The organism is Longimicrobiales bacterium, assembly GCA_035764935.1.
Taxonomy (GTDB): Bacteria; Gemmatimonadota; Gemmatimonadetes; order Longimicrobiales; family RSA9; genus DASTYK01.
Genome location: DASTYK010000065.1, coordinates 1 through 18,214, shown reverse-complemented (window position 1 = coordinate 18,214; position 18,214 = coordinate 1). Strand labels below are relative to the sequence as shown.

Genomic DNA, 18,214 nt, shown 5'->3' with positions numbered 1-18,214 from the left:
GCAGGGCTGCCCATCATCCCGCGAGGGCGTAGAACGTCCGGGCGTTCCGCTCCGTCAGCTGACCTACGGCCGCCGCGTCCTGGCCGCGGAATGCCGCGACGCGCTCCACGACCCTGGCCACGAACGCCGGCTCGTTCCGCTTGCCGCGGTGCGGCACCGGTGCGAGGTACGGGCTGTCGGTCTCGACCAGCAGCCGGTCATCCGGGACGATGGCCACGAGGTCGCCACGCTCGTAGCGGCGGAAGGTGACCAGGCCGGCGAAGGAGATGTACCACCCGGCCTCGAGCGCCACGTCGAGCAGCGCGGGCCCGGCGTCGAAGCAGTGCAGCACACCGCGAGCTGCCGGCACGCCGCGAATCATCGCCATCGTGTCCGCCTCCGCTTCCCGGGAGTGGACGACGATCGGCCGGCTCAGCTCTGCCGCGAGCTCGAGCTGCCGCTCGAACACGGCACGCTGCACGGCGCGCGGCGAGTTCTCGTAGAAGTAATCGAGTCCCGCCTCACCGATGGCGACGCAGCGCGGATGCGTGAGCAGCTCGCGCATCTCCTCGGCCCAGCCGTCCTGCTGCTCACCGGCAGCGTGCGGATGCACGCCGGCCGTGCACCACACATCCGCATGTGCATCTGCAATCGCGGCCCCGGCCCGCGCATCGTCGAGCCCCCCCGCAATCGTGACAACGCCGCGCACGCCGGCTGCGCGTGCGCGGTCCAGAACATCGGCGACTTCCCCGCCGAAGCGGTCATCCGTCAGATGGCAGTGACTGTCGAACATCGGTTATGACCTGCGTCCTGATTGAGCGTATGGTATGGGATTCTCCGGCCGTGCCGCAGCGCCGCTGCCCCGGAAAGCGAAACGGCCGTCCGACGCGCGCAGCGCCGGACGGCCGTGTCCGCAGCGTTCCGGACCTCAGGCGGTCGCGCCGGCGCGCGCCCGCGCCCGAGGCTTGCCGCCGCGCTCGCCCGGCCAGCGCTTCTCGATCTCGAGCAGCGAGGCAGCACCGATGAAGATCGACGAGTACGTGCCGATCACCACGCCGACGATCATGATCAGCGCGAAGTCGCGCAGCGAGCCGGTGCCGAACAGAAAAAGGGCAAGCAATGTGACGATCGTCGTCAGCGAGGTCAGCACGGTGCGTGGCAGCGTCTCGTTGATGGAGCGGTTGAGCACCGCCTCGAAGCCTTCGCGGCGCACGCTGGGCAGGTTCTCGCGCACGCGATCGAACACGACGATCGTGTCGTTCAGCGAGTAACCGAGAATCGTGAGCAGCGCCGCCACCGTGGGCAGCGCCACGTCGAGCTGCAGCACGGAGATGAAGCCCATCGCGAACAGCACGTCGTGCGCGGTCGCGATGATCGCTGCCAGGCCGAAGCGCCACTCGAAGCGGAACGCCAGGTAGATCAGCGTGGTCGCGAAGGAAAGCAGGATCGCGAGCAGCGCCCGGGTCTGGAGCTCGCCACCGACCTTTGCCCCCACCGCCTCCGTACGCACGATCTCGTAGCCCTGCTCCCCGAACTGCGCCTGCAATGCGTCGATGATCTGTTCGGAGCCCCCGCTCGCATCGCCATCGGCCTGCGGCGCGCGGACCAGGAACTCGCTCCCCTCACCGAATGCCGTGATCTCGGAGCCGGGCACTGCCTGATCGATCACGGGCCGCAGCTCGGCGACGCTCGTCTGCTCGGTCATGCGGACCTGCACGAGCGTACCGCCCGTGAAGTCCACCGAGTAGTTCAGCCAGGAGCCACGCGCGACCTGGAAGTAGATCGCCGTTGCCGCGAACACCAGCAGGACGGCAGCGCTCACGACGAAGAGCGTCCTGCGCTTGCCGATGAAGTCGAAACTCGCCTTTTCGAAAATCCGCATGGTCGCCGCCTGCTAGATGCTGATCGCGTCGCTCGCGCGCTTGCGATCCAGGTACACCAGGAAGAAGGTGCGCGTGATGAACACTGCCGTGAAGAACGACGCAATGATGCCGATCGACAGCGTGACGGCAAACCCGCGTACCGGACCGGTCCCCACCTGGAAGAGGATGAGCGCAGTGATCAGCGTCGTCAGGTTGGAGTCGACGATCGCGGACATTGCGTGCTTGAAGCCCTCATCGACCGCAACGCGCGTGGTACGCCCGAGCGCCAGCTCTTCACGGATGCGCTCGAAGATCAGCACGTTCGCGTCAACCGCCATTCCGATGGACAGGATGAGCCCCGCGATGCCGGGTGCGGTCAGGGTCGCGTTCATCCCGGCGAGCCCGCCCATGACGAGCAGCACATAAATGCTCAGCGCGAGGACCGCAAGCATGCCCGCGACCCGGTAGTAGCCGACCATGATGAGCACGACCAGGCTGATCCCGATGATACCGGCGAGGATCCCCTGGTCGATGGAGTCGCGGCCGAGCGACGGGCCGACCTGGCGCTGCTCGATGATCTCGAGCGGAGCCGCGAACGCACCGGCCCGGAGCACCAGGGCGAGGTCCTGCGCCTCGGTCATCGGGGACTGGCCGAGTGTGATCTGCCCGTTCGCGCCGATCCGCTGGTTCACGACCGGTGCGCTGTGCACCAGCGTGTCCAGCACGATGGCGATGCGCTTTTGGAGGTTCTCGGAAGTGACTTCCTCGAAGATGCGGCCGCCACGCCGGTCCAGCTGGAACTGCACGATGGTCTCGGCCGTCATCGGGTCACGGCCGGCGATCGCCTCCTCCAGCCGCTCACCGGTGAGGAACGGTCGCGTCTGCAGCACGTACAGCGGCCGGTAGAGCGCCTGCCCCTCGACGCCGTACGGGTCCGCGCCCCAGCGCAGCTCGGCGTTGCGCGGCAGCGCGTTCATCACGCCGGGCAGCGCGAGCAGCTCCTTGACCCGTGGGACGTCGGCCTCGGCCACGGCGAACTCGCCGTCGCCGCTGCCCTGCAGGATCAGGCTGCTGAGCGGCGTCTGCGCGGCAGCGGCAGTATCAGCGGCGGTTGTGTCGGTGCCAGGCGTGCCTGCCGCCGAATCGACCTGGCCGAACAGCAGGTCGCGAACATCCTGCTGTGCGCCGACGCTGGCCGCCGTGTCCGTGGCCGCCGCTTCGTCGAGCGCGCGCAGTCCCTCTTCGCCGAGCGCCTGCACGACCGCGCGGTCCATCCGCGGCAGCGCGCTCACCAGGGCATCGGATCCGAGCACCAGCTTCCACTCCAGGAAGGCCTGCTGACGGATGACGTCCTTGGCGCGCTCCTCGTCCGTGATGCCGGGCAGCTCGACGATGATGCGGTCCTGGCCGATCTTCTGGATGTTCGGCTCGGTGACGCCGAACTGGTCGATGCGGTTGCGCAGGATTTCGAGGTTCTGATCCGTGTAGTCGGCGCGCTGCTGAGCGGTCAGCGTGCCGTTCGGATCCTGCACCTCGAGTGCGAGGTGCATACCGCCCTGGAGGTCGAGGCCGAGCTTGATGCCGTTCTGCCACAGCGCAACGGCGGCCAGCGCCATCACACCGAGGATGACGAGCAGTCGGCCTTTCAGCGTGCCGAACATCAGACGTCTCTTCGGGAGTCGGGAGAACGATTTCCGGGCGGTCGCCGCCCCGAAAACAAGCCGGAAAGCTGGCGGTCGCGCGGTGCCATGTCAATGCTGCGAGGGGCCAGCGGACTACGCGTCGAGCAGTTCCTGCACGCGCGCCAGCAGGACGTCGGGCGTGAATGGCTTGGGGAGAAAGGCCACCAGCCCGCGCAGCACGCCGTGCCGCAGGATGTCGTCATCGGTGTAACCGGACATGTACAGCACGCGCGTTTCGGGGCGCAGCGCACAGATCGCGTCTGCGGCCTCCCGCCCGCTCATGCCGGGCATCACCACGTCCGTGACGACCAGGTCGATCTGCGCCGCGTGGCGCGTCGCCAGCTCCACCGCCTGCGCACCGTCAGCCGCCTCGATCACGTGGTAACCGGCCGCTTGAAGCACGCGCGAGCAGAGGGCCCGCACCGCGTACTCGTCCTCGGCGAGCAGGATCGTCGCTTGCGCTGCCGTCATCGACTCCAGCCGCCCTGAACGGGTTCAGTCCCGCGGCAGCGGCAGGACCAGCACCGGAACGCGGGAGTGGCGGATCACCGCCTCGGCCACGCTTCCCAGGGCCAGCCGCCGGAAGCCGGTCCGGCCGTGTGTCGTCACGGCGATCAGGTCCACCTCATTCCGGCCCGCGTACACGGTGATCTCCTCCGCCGCATCGCCGCCCTCGACGAGCTCGAGGGCCACATCGAGGTCGGCACCAAAGGCAGCGGCGCGCTGCTCGAGCTGCGCCCGGGCCCGCTGCGCCTCGTCCGGATCGCCGGACATACGGAGCGGCGGCGCGAGCGGCGAGCCGTGGGGGATCGCCTCGAGGGATTCCACGACGTGGAGCAGCGTGATGCGCGCGCCGACGTCGCGTGCCATGTCCGCAACGGTCGGGATGCAGCTCATCGCCTCCGGTGACAGATCGGTTGCGACCAGGATGTGATTGATCTTCATGAGCTGATTTCGCCAGGCGTGAATGGTCCCGTTCGTGGACGGGCAATCTGTTCCGCCGCGCCGAGGGGCGCAATCACGGAGCCGTCCGGCAATGGGGTCATCGGTTGCGGGAAGGGCACGACGAATGGGCCCGCGGGGATTCGAACCCCGAACCCTACCGTTATGAGCGGTGTGCTCTGACCGTTGAGCTACGGGCCCGGCAATCCGTTGCCTGCCCCGCAGTGCCGATCAACCGGCGGGGAGACAGGACGGCACGACGCAATCTACGGAAATCAGCGCGTGCCGAACAGGCGGTCTCCCGCATCGCCGAGGCCCGGCAGGATGTAACCCTGCTCGTTGAGCTGGCGGTCGAGGGCCGCCGTGAACACATGCACGTCGGGATGCCGCTCCAGCATGTGGCGCACGCCCTCGGGCGCGGCGACGAGGCAGACCAGCCTGACGCTTCCCGCACCGTTTCGCTTGAGCGAGTCGACGGCAGCGGCCGCCGAGCCGCCGGTCGCGAGCATCGGATCGAGCACGATGAAATCGCGGGTGGGTGCGTCCGGCGGAATCTTGAAGTAGTAGTCGACCGGCTGCAGGGTGTCGTGCTCGCGATAGAGACCGATGTGGCCGACGCGCGCAGACGGCATGAGCCGGAGCAGACCTTCCACCATGCCGAGCCCTGCGCGCAGAATCGGCACGAGCGTCAGCTTCTTGCCGCTGACCATGCGGGCAGTCATGCGCTCGAGCGGAGTGTCGACGTCGACGTCCTCGAGCGGCAGGTTCTTGGTCACCTCGTAGCCCATCAGCATCGCGATCTCGTCGACGAGCGCGCGAAATGCAGCCTTGGGCGTGTCGCGGTCACGCAGGATCGCGAGCTTGTGCTGGATGAGCGGGTGGTCGAGAACCGTGAGGTTCGGGAACTCGTGCATGCGGCATCCGGGTACGGGTCGCGGGAAAGTAGCTGCCTCCCGTGAGTGGGCAAGCAGCCTGCCTCAGTCGAGCAACCCGACGTCGCGCAGCTCGATCCACCCCTCGTCACGGTCAATGCGCACGTGCAGCCAGGCATCGCGGCTGTCCACGATCCGGACGAGCGCGCTCTCCTCCAGCTCCGCACGCGCCTCGGCATGCAGCCCGGGGGCGGCGCGCAGCGCGGTCGCGCGTACGACCACGCCCTGCTCCGGTGCCTGGCGCCGGCCGGCGAGAGCGAGCAGTGCGCATGCACTCAGCCCCACTGCGCTGATTGCCGCGACGCCGCTCACGCGGGCTGCACGCCCCGACGTGAACATCCGGAGCGCAAGCAGCGATCCGCCGATCAACCACAACATGCCGGCCCAGCCGATCAGCTCGCTGGCGGTGAATGGCAGCGGACGCACGGCTGCGTCGAGCACGTCCGTTGCACCCGCGACGCGCAGGTTGCGCCTGGTGTCGTCCGCCCGCGGCTCGAGCCGGAGCGCGCGCCCCCAGGCGTGCACCGCGGCGCCCCGCGCACCCCGCTGGTAATCCGTGTTGCCCAGGTCGTACCACGCGCTCGCGTCCTGTGGATACAGCGCGAGGTGCTCGACGAAGGCAGCGCGCGCTGCGTCGTACTCCCCACGCTCGAATGCGGCGACGCCGTCCGCAAAACGAGACTCCTGCGCCGCGTGAGCGCTGCCGCCACCGAAGACGAGCAGCGGCAGCAGCACCAGTACGGCAGCGTGCGAGCGGGCGCGCGTGGCGCGCGCCAACCTGCCGAGCAGCGCCTCGGCCCGGCGCACGAGTGCGTCCACGTCCGCAGCTCCGACCGGCTCCCGGCGGAACCGCATCGTGTGAATCGCTGCCCGCAGCGAGCGCAGGCTGGCGAGCACATTCTCCCCTGCGCCCCGGGCGCGCAGTGCGGCTTCCTCGCTCACTGCGTCCTCGTCGGAGAGCAGTGCTGCAATTGCCTGGTCGAGCATGCGCTGCAGCTCGGAGAGTGCACCGCGCGGATCCGTACTTGCCCGCGTGCGCACGGTCGAGAAGTCCGCATGCAGCCGCTGCCGGCGACGGCGGCGCGCCTGGATGCGGGGCGCCTCCCTGCGCCAGAGCGTCGTCGCTGCAAGCAGCAGCAGCGGCAGTGCCTGCAACGCCGCAAACCCGGTGCTGCGCGCCCACGCGAACGCCGGTGTGCCCGACGGAAACGGGCGGATGGGTGCAATGCTCGTGTCTCCTTCCACCGCCGAGCCCTGAGCGATGACGCCACCGACCTCCAGCGCGGGCAGCGGGATGCGTGCGCTGTCGTACTGCTCGGTTGCGGGGTCGAACCAGGCGTATGCGATGTCGGGCAGCGCATGTGCGCCAGGCGCCTCCGGCGCGAGGATCCAGCGGAAGGTCTTGCTGCCCCGGATGCCGCTGGTGCGCGCTACGAACTCGGCATCCTCGGACGGCTCGAACACCTCGACGCCCGGGATCTGCGGCAGATGCGGCGCCGGCAACGCCTTGATGTTTCCGGTGCCCTCGACCACGACCGTCAGCGTCGCTGCGTCCCCCTCCGCCAGCCGCGTGCGATCGACCTGCGCGCTCACCTCGAAGCGCCCCACTGCGCCCGTAAACGAGGCAGGCTTCCCCTGCTCCGGCAGTGCACGCACGTACACGTGCACCGAGTCGCTGGCCAGCTCGTAGCTCTGGGGCGCGAACATCCACCCGCGATCCACCTCGTAGACGGCCCGCGCCGGCGGCAGCACGCGCACACCAGGAGTCAGCGGGACATAGAAGCGACGGTACTCGTGAACGTCGTAGTACCGGCCATCGATCGCGCGCACGCCGACGGCGCCGCGGTCCTCCAGCTCCTGCACCCAGAACCCGACGGCGGTCGGCGGCTCGAACACGGGCGAGCGGCCGCGGCGCGTGCGCTGCTCCTCGGGGATGCGCGCGGTCATGCGCAGCAGGACGGGCTCCCCGAGCCACGCCGTGTCCGGCGTGACGGTGACCGCGAGCGTGCCGGCGTCTGCGGGCGTTCCGCCGACCGGTCGACGCACGCCGGGTGGGAGCGGCGCTCCCGGCGTCGCTGCAACCACCCGCAGGGTGAGGGGACGCGTGCGTCGCACGTCACCCCCCGGCAGATGAATCGTGATGGGGTCGATCGTGAACAGGCCTTCGGCGCGGGCGCGCAGTACGATGTCCCGCCGCACGATGGTCGTGCGTCCCCCCGGCAGCGAAAGCTGGGTCTGGTGGTATTCGCGCGAGCTCAGCACGTCGAGCGATGGCGGGAACGCGGGCAGCTCGATCGATTCCGGCTGCCCGCCGCTCATCTCGACGCTGACCTGCAGCATCGTGCTCGCACCGACTGCGATGCGCTCGTCCGAGAGCGTAGCATGGACCCGCACCTGGTCCTGCGGCACCAGCACACCCAGCACGAGCAATGCGGCGGCGAACATCACCAGTCGCGGGCGACGGGCGTACGGCGCTGCCCCTTGCGCAGCTTGTCGCGCGTCAGGTCGCGTTCGTCCTGCTCGACCGCCGACAGGATCTGCTCCGCCTGCTCGCGGCTCATCGGCTGCTGCTCGAAGCGGGAGCCGGACTGCTGCCCCTGACCCGCCTGCCCCTGCGAGGGTTGCGCCTGTCCTTCCTGCTCACGCGCCTGCTGCTCGTCCTCGCGGTTCTGATTGTCCTGCTCCTGCTGATCCTGCTCCTGCGGCTGTGGCTCGGGCTGCTGCTCGTCGCGCTCCCGCTGCGCCAGCTCCAGGTTCCACTTGGCGTCGACGTCATCGGGGGCAAGGCGCAGCGCGTGCCTGTACGCCTCGATCGCCGCCTCGTACTGCGCCGACTGCGCCTGCGGGTCGCTGCCGGCACGCGCTGCCTCGAGAAAGCGGTTGCCGAGATTGTAGTACGCGTGCTGACGCAGGATCGGGTCGACGTCACGCAACGCGAGCTGCAGGTGGCGCTCGGCCTCCGCGTAGCGACGCAGCGCGAGGAAAGCAGTACCGAGGTTGTAATGCAGCTCCGGCGACGATTCACCATCCGCGAGCGCCTGCTGATACGCGGCCACCGCTTCCTCGTAGCGACCTTCCCGATACATCCGGTTGCCGCGCTCCACGTCACCGATGCCGAAGCCGGTCATCACGAGCATCAGCGCCAGGGCCGCAGCCGTGCGCGCGCCCCCCAGCCGCCGACGCGGCCCGCGACTCGGCACCGGCTCCGCCCTGAGTGCGTCGAGACCCGCGGCGGCGCGCGCCGGGCGCGCTTCACGCCGGACCAGCCATGCGTCCAGCGCAAGCAGCAGCAGGGCGAGCGCGACGAACCACGCGTACTGTTCACGCTGCGTTGCGCGCTGGGCGGTATCGGACGTCGACTGCTCGAGCTGGCGCAGCTCACGAATGAGCGCGCCCGCCGCACCTGGATCGCCCAGGTCGAAGTAGCGCGCGTCCGTCGCACCAGCGACATCACGCAGCAGCTCCGTGCCGAGCCGCGAAATGACGACCTCGCCGTTCTCGTCGCGCTTGTAGCCCTGCCTGCGGCCGCTCTCGTCGTAATCAGGGATCGGCGAGCCCGAGGCGGTGCCGACGCCGACCGTGAACACGCGAACGCCTGCACGCGCCGCGCGCTCCGCCGCATCGCGGACTGCGTCCTCCTCTTCCAGTGCCTCGCCGTCGCTGACGAGGACGACCGCGCGGTCACCGCCGGACTCGACGCGGCCGCGTGCGAGATCGGTGGACTGTGCGAGTGCTGCGGCCAGCGAGGAGCCGCCCTGGCTGACGATCTCGGGATCGAGCGCGTCCAGGTACAGGTCGAGCGCACCATGGTCGGTCGTGAGCGGCGATAGCACGTACGCGCGCCCCGCGAACACGACCAGCCCGATGCGGTCCGTCCGCATCTCGCGCACGATACGGCGCGCAAGCAGTCGGGCACGCTCGAGACGGTCGGGTGCAACGTCAGGCGCCAGCATCGACTTCGAGATGTCCATGGCCAGGACGACGTTGGCCGAGCGCGACTCGGTCGGGACGTCGCGAGTACCCCAGCGCGGGCCGAGTGCCGCAAAGCCGAGCGCGGCCGCCGCAGGCACGATGAGCAGCAGGCGTCGCCAGGGGAACGCAGCCAGCCCGCGCCCGCCGAGCCGCTCGAGCAGCGAGGACTCGCCCAGTGCATGCGCGACCCGCCGCCGTCGCCGCGCATACAGCAGCACGAGCACCGCGGCGGCCGCGGGCAGCAGCATGGCGAGCCAGAGCAGGTCGGGACGATCGAAGCTCATGGCAGCCTCCCGAACCGGCTCGCGCGCAGTCCCCACTCCCCCATCAGCAGCATGCCGGCGAGGAGAACGAAAGGCAGGTAGTACGGCGTGTAGCTCATGTAGCGGCTCACTTCGACTTCGGACTTCTCCAGCTCGTCGATCTGCTGATACACCGAGTCGAGCGCTTCCGGGTTCGTCGCCCGGAAGTAGCGCCCGCCGCTCATGTCCGCGATCTCCGTCAGCAGCTCGTCATCGATGCTGACGGGAACGGTCGCATACTGGACGCCGAACGGTCCCGTTGCGACCGGGATCGGCGCAACGCCCTCGCTGCCCACGCCGATCGTGTAGATACGGATGTCGAGGGCGGCTGCCGCCTGTGCTGCGGTCCGTGGATCGATGTCTCCGCGGTTGTTCTCGCCGTCCGTCATCAGGATCATGACACGCGACTCGCCCGGCGCGCGGCGCAGTCGGTTGGCGGCAGTGGCGATCGCCGTGCCGATCGCCGTGCCGTCCTCGAGCAGTCCCGCGCCTGCGCGCAGCTGATCCAGCGACTGGAAGATCACCTCGTAGTCGATCGTGATCGGCACCTGCGTGAGCGCCTCGCCCGCGAACGCAACCAGGCCGATGCGATCGTACGTGCGGCCGCGGATGAAGTCGCGCACCTGCCGCTTTGCAACCGCCAGCCGGTTGTCCGGCGCGAAGTCCTCGGCGAGCATCGAGCTGGAGATATCGAGTGCGACGACGATCGCGATGCCCTCGGCGTTCACATCGACGACTGCCGCGCCGGTCCGCGGGCCCGCGAGCGCGAAGATCAGCAGCGCGAGCGCGCCCGTGCGCAGCCAGCCGGGGAGCCGTGCGAGCAGCCGGGCACCGCCGCCGGCAACGGCGGCCAGCGTGCCCGCCCGCGAGTAGGTGAGCGCGCGTTCACGGCCCCGCATCAGCCAGAGCACCAGCCCGAGCAGCGGCAGCAGAAGAAGCGCCCACGGATTTGCGAAGCCGAAGCTCATGCGACGGCCTCCTCGCGGGGCACCGACAGGGTGTCGTGCTGCTCGACCCAGCGACGCGCCGCGTCCAGGTCGCCGTATGCTTCTGCAGCGCTCGGACGGGCGCGTGCGAACTTCACGAGATCGGCACGACCCAGGATGCGGATCAGCTCGAGCAGCATCGGCGGTGCGCCACGGCGACGCGCATGCATCGCCAGCTCACCCGTGGTGAGATCGGCGCCGAGCAGCGGTTCGATCGCCTCCAGGTACTCACGCAGTGCGGCAGCCAGCTCCGTGTAGAACGGCTTCAGCTCCCCGCGCTCGACGAAGCCGGCGGTACGTGCGTGCGCGAGGCGGTCGAGCGCACGCTGGCGCGGCGGAATGCCGGGCGTCGCTGGCTGGACGATTTCGCGAGGGCGCCGGCGTCGCCACACGTACCACGCGAGCAGGGCGACGAGCAGGAGTGCCGCGAGCGCGAGCAGGATCGGCCACCACAGCCGGCTCGCGCCCCACACGTCCCTGGCGGGCTTCGGCTCGATACCGGCGGTGTCCGCCGGCAGGACGGAGGTCAGCTGGAAGACGGGAAACGACGCGGTCACCGTGGACACGCCGCCGCCCGCAGCCCGCACGGTGAATGCGAGATCGGGAAGCTGCACGTCCTCGTTCGCGCGCCAGGCCGTGAGCGCGTACAGTGCGGTCGCCGTGCGGCCGGTTGCAGTCGTATCGACCTGCACGCGCACGCGCGCGGCCGCTTCGATGTCCTCTGACGGCAGCGCGAGCGTGTCGGGGAATGCGGCCTCCGCCCCAGCCGGTAATTCCACGCGGACAGCCGCATGGAAGACGTCCCCCACGGTGATCGTCTGCGGCACGACCGCAGTCGACACGCGCTGCGCATGCGCACCGTGCGCGAACCCGCCAAGCAGCGCCAGCGCAACGAGCAGGGATCCCGGGAGCCGTCGCATGGTCAGCGCCTCCCCTGCCGTTCCCGCCGCCGGAAGAAGGCGAGCAACGGCACGACGTAGGATGCACCGGTGCGCGCCTCGATCTCGTCGACGCCGACCCGCCGGAAGACGCGTCGCACGCTGGCGCGCTCCTCCGCGATTCGTTCCGCGTACAGCGCGCGTACTTCCGGGCTGCTCGTATCGATGCCGACCAGCTCGTCCGTCTCGGGATCGCGCAGCATCAGCACACCGGCGTCGGGCAGCTGCTCCTCTGCGTCGTCGCTGATGCGGATCGCGACGACGTCATGGCGCTGCGCAACGAGCTTGAGCGTCTTCTCCCAGGCCGGCGCTTCCTGCAGTGCGCCGCCGGCGGGGACGAAGTCGCTCAGCACGAAAAGGATGCCGCGGTGCGGGAGCAGCCGTGCGGCGTAGTCGAGCGCGCCGGCCACGTCGGTTCCCTGCCCTGCCGGCCGGAACGCGAGCACGTCGCGGATCAGGCGCAGCACGTGGCGGCGCCCCTTGCGTGGCGGCACGACGTGCTCGATGCGGTCAGTGAAGATGATCAGCCCGACGCGGTCGTTGTTACGCACGGCGGACAGTGCGAGAACGGCGGCAATCTCCGCCGCCAGTTCCGCCTTGAAGCGGCCACGCGTGCCGAACTGCTCGGAGCCGGACAGGTCGACCAGCAGCATCACCGTGAGCTCGCGCTCCTCGATGTGCTTCTTCACGTACGGCACGCCGATGCGCGCCGTCACGTTCCAGTCGATGTTGCGCACGTCGTCGCCGGGCTGGTACTCGCGCACCTCGGCGAACTCCATCCCCTGTCCGCGGAAGACCGAGTGGTATTCCCCGCTGAAGAGAGATGCGACCAGGCCACGCGTGCGCAGCTCGATCAACCGCACCTGGCGCAGCACCTCGCGCGGCACCGCCTCCCGCGCCTGCGGCGCGTCAGCCGCAGGCTCGACAGCGGGCGCGGCACGCCGGCGCAGAAACGGCAGCGGGGTCATGGTACGTCGATAGCCGCGAAGATACGGTCGACGATATCCTCGGACGTGACCTCTTCGGCCTCGGCCTCGAAGCTCGTGATGACGCGGTGGCGCAGGACGTCCTGGCCGATCGCCTTCACGTCCTCGGGCAGCACGTATGCGCGGCCGCGCAGGTATGCGTGTGCACGTGAGGCGGTGGCGAGATAGATCGTCGCACGCGGCGAAGCCCCGTACTCGATGAGGGGTGCGAGGCTCTCGAGGCCGTACCGCCCCGGCTCGCGCGTCGCCTGCACCAGGTCGACGATGTACTCCTCGAGCTGCTCGTCCAGGTAGAGGTCGGCGATCTCGCGCCGCGCCTCGAACACTTCATCGGGCGTCGCAACGGCACGCAGCTCGACCGGCTCGCGCCCCGCCATGCGCCGCATGATCTCGCGCTCCGTCGCACGGTCCGGATAGCCCACGCGCAGCTTCAGCATGAAACGGTCGACCTGCGCCTCCGGCAGCGGGTACGTGCCTTCCTGCTCGATCGGGTTCTGCGTCGCGAGCACGAGAAACGGCTCGGGCAGCGCGAACGTCTCACCGCCCAGCGTGACCTGGTGCTCCTGCATGGCCTCGAGCAGCGCCGACTGCACCTTGGGCGGTGCGCGGTTGATCTCGTCGGCGAGGACGATGTTGGCGAAGATCGGACCGGTGCGCGCCGAGAAGTCGCCGGTGCGCTGGTTGTAGATCATGGTGCCGACGACGTCGGCGGGCAGCAGGTCGGGCGTGAACTGGATGCGCTCGAAGCTGGCGTGCAGCGTGTCGGCCAGGGAGCGGACCGTCAGGGTCTTGGCGAGGCCGGGCACGCCCTCGAGCAGCACGTGGCCGCCCGCGAACAGCCCGATCAGCAGGCGCTCGATCATGATCTCCTGGCCGACGATCCGCCGGTGCATCTCCTCGGTGATGCGAGCGGCCAGGTTGCGTCCCGTCTCGGTCGTTGTGGTGAGCGGTTGCTCCACCCGGACTCCTCCGTTGCCTGTGAACGTCGTTCGTGGTGCGCCGGGCTCAGCGCTTCATGCGCGCTCCGCGATCCTCGTGCCGGAACACCCAGCCTGCCATGCTGCCCGGCCGTATCTCGTTGCGCATCGATTCCGGCTCGATGTCCGCGCGCGAGCCCGACTCCGCGCCCGGCATGGCGCGCAGCGCCGTGGTCATCGCCTGCGCGCGCTCCTTCCATCTACGCCAGTTGTCGGGACGGAGGTCCACCCAGCCGTTGTCGGCCAGCCTCGGGTCATCGGCCGGCTGTCCGGGTTCCGGTGCGACCTTCACGACGGGACCGCGCAGCAGCGATGCGCCATCGGCGCGCAGGATCGGCAGGCCGATCGAGACGATGCGCGTTCGCAGCGCGGCGTCCTGCTCGACCAGCGCCTGCGCGCGGCGCGCACAGTCGTCGGGATCGAGTGCCGCGACATCCGTGAGAACACCGAACAGGCGCGCGAGGATCGCCGCTTCGAAGAGCAGCTTGGAGAGGCGCGGCGGCCCCAGCATCTCGTACGCGACGGAGTCGACGCCGTGCTCGCGCTCCAGCGCCTGCATCCGCTCGAGCGCAGCCTCCCGCAGCACGCCCGCGCGGTACGTCGGGCCCGACGTGGACGCATCGAGTGCGGCCACGACGTCGCGTCCGGTGGCATGCCCGCGGATCTCGCGCACCACGTTGGTCGCGATCTCCTCGGGTGTGATGAACTCCATGAGGCCGAGCGTCGTCAGCACCTCGAACTCGCCACGACTGAACAGCCCGTTCTCCCCTGCATCGAGGAACACCCCCTCCAGCGCCACGTCCGTCGACTGCCAGGCATCCGACGGATCCTGGAATGCGACGTCGAGCGCGAGCGGTTTCGTTGCATCGGCGAGCATCACGGGCACGCCGGCCTTGCGGATCTCGCCATAGCCGATGCGCTTCCACGAGATCGCGGCCGTCGGCTTGATCTCCTTGACGGCAGGGCCACCCGGCGTGCGCGCCATCAGGTAGAGCAGCAGCGTGTGCGCGCCCGCAACGGCGGACTTTGCGAGCAGCATCCGGCTCGGCCGCTCTTCACTGTGCGTGAAGGGAATGTTGAGGCCCATGCCGCCCGTGCCGGCGGTTCCGATCTTGAGATAGATCTGCGTGCCCGCGCGACGCATCCCCTCGAGCGCGATCTGCACGTGCCGGATCAGCTGCGGCAGGTAGAGTGTGGCCAGGTGGCGCTCCACCAGCTCGGAATCCACGCGGCCGTCACGAGCCGCCGAGCGCAGCGACTCCGCACTGCGGAAGACGTTCTGGTACGCAAACGCGGTTGCGGTGTTGATGCAGTCGACGATGATGTCCGGCTGCGTACGCAGCAGCAGTGCACCCAGTGCCGAGCGCGCCACCACCTCGTCGCTCAGCTCGCCGTACAGGTCGTCGATCATCGCGGCGCGGGCGGAGGCGTCGCCCAGCACGTCCGTGCGGGGACGGTCCCTGACCGCGTCGGCGACGAAGATGTCGCCCCACGCAGTGTCGAGCACGACGTCGGACGCTTCCGATCGCAGTTCTTCGACCGCCTCTTCCGCCTCCGCGCGACGCAGGCTGGTGATGGTGATGCGCGCGGGTCCGTGCGGCATCAGCTCGCGCGCGACCGCCATCCCCACGAGTCCCGAACCGCCCAGGATGAGAACGTTCCGGCCCCGGATCTCCATGCTTGGTATTTTCCCTGTGAATGGATCAGCGTGCGCGCAGCGCCCGCACCTCCTGGGAAGTCAGCTTCCGCCACGCCCCCGGGCGCAGAGTGCCCAGCTCGATCGGCCCGTAGCGCACGCGCCGGAGCCGGCGCACCGGGCTGCCGACCGCATCGAACAGGCGGCGCACCTCCCGCTTCCTTCCCTCCCGCATCGTCACGGCCCAGCGCTCCGCGCCCGTCTCCTGCCCTCGCAGCCGGCGCAGTCCGCGCACCCGTGCACGCCCGTCTTCCAGCGTGACGCCCGCGAGCAGCGCCCGCCGGGCCACGTCCGTCAGCGGCTCGACGACATCGACGTTGTACACACGGTCGACCTCGTAGCGCGGGTGCTGCAACCGCTCCGCCGTGTCGCCATCGTTGGTCAGCAGGAGCAGCCCCTCGCTGTCGTAATCCAGGCGCCCCACATGAAAGAGCCGGCGGTGCTCCGCCGGCAGCAGCTCGTACACCGTCGAGCGACCCTGCGGATCGCTGCGCGTGGTCACGTAGCCACGCGGCTTGTGCAGTGCGATCCAGAGCGGGGCGGCCGGCCGGACCCGCCGGCCATCCACCTCGACCACGTCGCGGTCCGGATCGACCTTGATGCCGGGCTCCGTCGCAGGCTTGCCATTCACGCGCACACGGCCCGACACCATCAGCTGCTCCGCCGCGCGTCGCGACGCGACGCCCGCCTGGGACAGGAACTTCTGCAGGCGAACGCTCGCGTCCGCGCTCACTGCCCGGTCGCAGGCTGCGAGTGCGGCTCGTCGCCGGGTTCGTCCTCGTCCGCCGCCGGCACCTCCACCGACACCGCGAACACCTCGCCCATCTCGTCGACCACCGGCGGCTCATCGCCGAGCCGAGTCTCTTCCTCGACGTCCTCGACGATCTCGCTGGCCAGCTCCTCCGCCAGCTCTTCCTCCGCCTCGGCGATCAGCTCCGCAACGTCCTCGTCCGCCAGCGGATTGGCTGATGGCTCGACGACATCACCATGAGCCGCGGCGGGCGCAGGCGTTTCACCGTCCGCCGGCGGCGCATCGACCTCCGCTTCGCCTGCTTCGGGAGCGACAACCGCCGCTTCCTCTGCAGGGGCCGGAATGCTCCGCTCCCGCAGCACGACGGGCAGCTCGTCCGGCCGCGGCATGTCCTCGATCGAGCGAAAGCCGAAGTGCTCGAGGAACTTGTCGGTCGTGCCGTACAGCAGCGGCCGGCCGAGCCCCTCGGAGCGCCCGGCGACGTGGATCAGCTCGCGATCGAGCAGCGTCTTGATCACGCCGCTGGAGCCGACGCCGCGGATGTCCTCGACCTCCGCGCGCCCGATCGGCTGGCGGTACGCGATCACCGCCAGCACCTCCAGGGCCGAGCCGGACAGCCGCGATGTCTGCGGCACCGTCTCGTATCGGTCCAGCACTGCCACGAACTCCGGCCGTGTCAGGATCTGGTAACCGCCAGCGACCTCGTAGATCTGGAACGAGCGCTCCGACAGGTCGTAGTCGTTGCGCAGCTCCTGGATCACCGCCTCGACCGTGTCCTCGTCCAGTCGCTCGTCGACTCGGGCAAGGTCGCCCGCCGAGAGCGGCGCATCGCTGGCAAACAGCAGCGCTTCAATGATCTGGGTCAGTCGCATCAGGTGCTTCGTCTGCGTGTTCTGCGTCCGTCCGGTCGTCCGGAGCGGAATCCATTACGACGTCGTCGCCGGGCGCGTCCGACGCTTCCTCTGCACTGCCTTCGATCGTCGGAACCCCGGGCTCCGCCTCGATGGTGTCGTCGCCGGGCACGTCCGTGTCCTCTGCAGTGCCCTCGTGCGCCGGAGCTCCGGGCCCGTCGCCGATCACCTCATCCAGGCCCGGTGCGGCGTCACCCGCAACGAGCGATTCCGCCCAGTCCTCCGGGGGCGCATCGATCGCATCCCGCTCCGCGTCCGTCAGGGTGCGCCGGTAAACCCAGAGCGCGGCAAAGGGCGCGCTCTGCCGCAGCAGCACCTCGCGCCGCTTCGACAGCTCCAGCCCGGCCAGCATCGTTACGACGCCGTGCAGCCGGTCGCCAAACGGCTGAACCAGCCGACTGAACTCGATCCGGTCCAGCCGCGCCAGCGTCTGCAGGATCAGCCCGACCTTCTCTTCCAGCGGCACCGCGCGCGCCCGCACGTGATGCTCGGCCGGGGTGTGCTGCCGCTCCCCGACGTTCAGCGCCGCCGCGAAGAAATCCTCCCATGTGATCGTCAGCTCCACGATCGGTGCCGGCTTCTCGCGGGGCGGAACGAACCCGCGCCGGTACTTCCGCAGCCGCTCGGCCTGCGCGTCTTCCAGGCGCTGCGCCACGTCCGTGAAATGCTCGTACTCCAGCAGCCGACGCACCAGCTCCGCACGCGGGTCCTCCAGCTCCCCTTCCGCGTCCGCGCGGCGCGGCATCAGCATCTGCGCCTTGATCCGCACCAGCACCGCAGCCATCTCCAGGAACTCGCCCGCCCGGTCCAGCCCGAGCGCCTCCACCCCCGCGATCACCTGCAGGAACTGGTTCGTGATCTGGGAAATGGGGATGTCGAAGATGTCGATGTCCTGCTCGCGGATCAGGTGCAGCAGCAGGTCGATCGGTCCGGTAAATCGCTCGAGCTCGACGACGAAGCCGCCCTCGGCAAAGGCTGCTTCCGGTGCAGCTACGTCCCCCACGCAATCACCGTCCAGGCTGGCTTCCCCAGGCCGGCGGCCGATCGGATCGGCCCCCATGAAAAGTCGCGAAAAAGCTACCCGCGCACCGGGGCGGGCGCCACCCCGCACACCCGCCCTCACGCCCGCCCCGCCACGCGCGCGCTTGACGCCAAACCGCTGGTGCGGTACCTTGCGTGGCTACGTTCGTATCGGAATCAGTACAGGAGAACCGGGTTTTGGCGAACACCTCGAGTGCCAACAAGCGGATCCGTCAGGAGCAGAAGCGTAACCTGCGCAACCGCGCACAGCGCTCCCG

16 protein-coding genes and 1 tRNA gene are annotated in these 18,214 nt (G+C 69.6%); all 17 read right to left on the bottom strand.

The genetic code is table 11. From position 1 onward, the window contains the following. Positions 1–13: 13 nt before the first annotated feature. The 17 genes from VFU06_05065 to VFU06_04985 all read right to left on the bottom strand — a co-directional run bounded on the left by VFU06_05065 (position 14) and on the right by VFU06_04985 (position 17,919). Complete coding sequence (locus tag VFU06_05065; protein HEU5208763.1) at positions 14–772, bottom strand: TatD family hydrolase; 759 nt, start codon at positions 770–772, stop codon at positions 14–16. Positions 773–907: 135 nt separating this feature from the next. After that, entirely contained in the window at positions 908–1,861 is a 954-nt protein-coding gene (gene secF, locus VFU06_05060) for a protein translocase subunit SecF (protein ID HEU5208762.1), read from the bottom strand. 12 nt (positions 1,862–1,873) lie between these two features. After that, positions 1,874–3,502 (bottom strand): protein translocase subunit SecD, encoded by a 1,629-nt coding sequence (secD, locus tag VFU06_05055; GenBank protein HEU5208761.1) that lies wholly within the window; start codon positions 3,500–3,502, stop codon positions 1,874–1,876. A 114-nt stretch (positions 3,503–3,616) separates the two neighbouring features. Beyond that, on the bottom strand, positions 3,617–3,994 hold the full coding sequence (locus tag VFU06_05050; protein HEU5208760.1) for a response regulator: 378 nt from the start codon (positions 3,992–3,994) through the stop codon (positions 3,617–3,619). A gap of 24 nt (positions 3,995–4,018) precedes the next feature. Further along, the gene (locus VFU06_05045; protein ID HEU5208759.1) at positions 4,019–4,468 is read right to left on the bottom strand and encodes a universal stress protein; all 450 of its coding nucleotides are present in this window, start codon (positions 4,466–4,468) and stop codon (positions 4,019–4,021) included. A 125-nt stretch (positions 4,469–4,593) separates the two neighbouring features. Next, positions 4,594–4,666 (bottom strand) — tRNA-Ile (locus VFU06_05040). Positions 4,667–4,740: 74 nt separating this feature from the next. Continuing rightward, a complete protein-coding gene (gene upp, locus VFU06_05035) occupies positions 4,741–5,379 on the bottom strand; it encodes a uracil phosphoribosyltransferase (protein ID HEU5208758.1) in 639 nt (212 codons plus the stop codon). A 63-nt stretch (positions 5,380–5,442) separates the two neighbouring features. Continuing rightward, positions 5,443–7,842 (bottom strand): BatD family protein, encoded by a 2,400-nt coding sequence (locus tag VFU06_05030; GenBank protein ID HEU5208757.1) that lies wholly within the window; start codon positions 7,840–7,842, stop codon positions 5,443–5,445. Further along, on the bottom strand, positions 7,842–9,653 hold the full coding sequence (locus VFU06_05025) for a VWA domain-containing protein (GenBank protein HEU5208756.1): 1,812 nt from the start codon (positions 9,651–9,653) through the stop codon (positions 7,842–7,844). Before VFU06_05025 ends, VFU06_05030 begins: the two co-directional genes overlap by 1 nt. Then, positions 9,650–10,639 carry a VWA domain-containing protein gene (locus VFU06_05020; GenBank protein HEU5208755.1) on the bottom strand — a complete coding sequence of 330 codons (990 nt, stop codon included), beginning with the start codon at positions 10,637–10,639 and terminating at the stop codon, positions 9,650–9,652. Before VFU06_05020 ends, VFU06_05025 begins: the two co-directional genes overlap by 4 nt. Continuing rightward, positions 10,636–11,577, bottom strand: a complete 942-nt coding sequence (locus VFU06_05015) for a hypothetical protein (GenBank protein HEU5208754.1) — start codon at positions 11,575–11,577, stop codon at positions 10,636–10,638. Before VFU06_05015 ends, VFU06_05020 begins: the two co-directional genes overlap by 4 nt. 2 nt (positions 11,578–11,579) lie before the next feature. Then, the gene (locus VFU06_05010) at positions 11,580–12,563 is read right to left on the bottom strand and encodes a DUF58 domain-containing protein (GenBank protein HEU5208753.1); all 984 of its coding nucleotides are present in this window, start codon (positions 12,561–12,563) and stop codon (positions 11,580–11,582) included. After that, entirely contained in the window at positions 12,560–13,540 is a 981-nt protein-coding gene (locus VFU06_05005) for a MoxR family ATPase (GenBank protein HEU5208752.1), read from the bottom strand. The genes VFU06_05010 and VFU06_05005 overlap by 4 nt, the downstream gene beginning before the upstream one ends. A gap of 46 nt (positions 13,541–13,586) precedes the next feature. After that, positions 13,587–15,236 (bottom strand): hypothetical protein, encoded by a 1,650-nt coding sequence (locus VFU06_05000; GenBank protein HEU5208751.1) that lies wholly within the window; start codon positions 15,234–15,236, stop codon positions 13,587–13,589. 25 nt (positions 15,237–15,261) lie between these two features. Then, a complete protein-coding gene (locus tag VFU06_04995; protein ID HEU5208750.1) occupies positions 15,262–15,987 on the bottom strand; it encodes a pseudouridine synthase in 726 nt (241 codons plus the stop codon). Beyond that, positions 15,984–16,877 carry an SMC-Scp complex subunit ScpB gene (gene scpB, locus VFU06_04990; GenBank protein ID HEU5208749.1) on the bottom strand — a complete coding sequence of 298 codons (894 nt, stop codon included), beginning with the start codon at positions 16,875–16,877 and terminating at the stop codon, positions 15,984–15,986. Before scpB ends, VFU06_04995 begins: the two co-directional genes overlap by 4 nt. After that, positions 16,855–17,919, bottom strand: coding sequence for a segregation/condensation protein A (locus VFU06_04985; protein ID HEU5208748.1), 1,065 nt, complete (start codon positions 17,917–17,919; stop codon positions 16,855–16,857). The genes scpB and VFU06_04985 overlap by 23 nt, the downstream gene beginning before the upstream one ends. Positions 17,920–18,214 lie beyond the last annotated feature (295 nt).

What these genes read in the sequence shown, in the direction of transcription:
- secF (HEU5208762.1), bottom strand. Translation starts at nt 1,861, where the DNA reads ATGCGGATTTTCGAAAAGGCGAGTTTCGACTTCATCGGCAAGCGCAGG.
- VFU06_05025 (HEU5208756.1), bottom strand. Translation starts at nt 9,653, where the DNA reads ATGAGCTTCGATCGTCCCGACCTGCTCTGGCTCGCCATGCTGCTGCCC.
- VFU06_05065 (HEU5208763.1), bottom strand. Translation starts at nt 772, where the DNA reads ATGTTCGACAGTCACTGCCATCTGACGGATGACCGCTTCGGCGGGGAA.
- VFU06_05045 (HEU5208759.1), bottom strand. Translation starts at nt 4,468, where the DNA reads ATGAAGATCAATCACATCCTGGTCGCAACCGATCTGTCACCGGAGGCG.
- VFU06_05015 (HEU5208754.1), bottom strand. Translation starts at nt 11,577, where the DNA reads ATGCGACGGCTCCCGGGATCCCTGCTCGTTGCGCTGGCGCTGCTTGGC.
- scpB (HEU5208749.1), bottom strand. Translation starts at nt 16,877, where the DNA reads ATGCGACTGACCCAGATCATTGAAGCGCTGCTGTTTGCCAGCGATGCG.
- VFU06_05020 (HEU5208755.1), bottom strand. Translation starts at nt 10,639, where the DNA reads ATGAGCTTCGGCTTCGCAAATCCGTGGGCGCTTCTTCTGCTGCCGCTG.
- VFU06_05030 (HEU5208757.1), bottom strand. Translation starts at nt 7,842, where the DNA reads ATGTTCGCCGCCGCATTGCTCGTGCTGGGTGTGCTGGTGCCGCAGGAC.
- secD (HEU5208761.1), bottom strand. Translation starts at nt 3,502, where the DNA reads ATGTTCGGCACGCTGAAAGGCCGACTGCTCGTCATCCTCGGTGTGATG.
- VFU06_05050 (HEU5208760.1), bottom strand. Translation starts at nt 3,994, where the DNA reads ATGACGGCAGCGCAAGCGACGATCCTGCTCGCCGAGGACGAGTACGCG.
- VFU06_05010 (HEU5208753.1), bottom strand. Translation starts at nt 12,563, where the DNA reads ATGACCCCGCTGCCGTTTCTGCGCCGGCGTGCCGCGCCCGCTGTCGAG.
- upp (HEU5208758.1), bottom strand. Translation starts at nt 5,379, where the DNA reads ATGCACGAGTTCCCGAACCTCACGGTTCTCGACCACCCGCTCATCCAG.
- VFU06_05000 (HEU5208751.1), bottom strand. Translation starts at nt 15,236, where the DNA reads ATGGAGATCCGGGGCCGGAACGTTCTCATCCTGGGCGGTTCGGGACTC.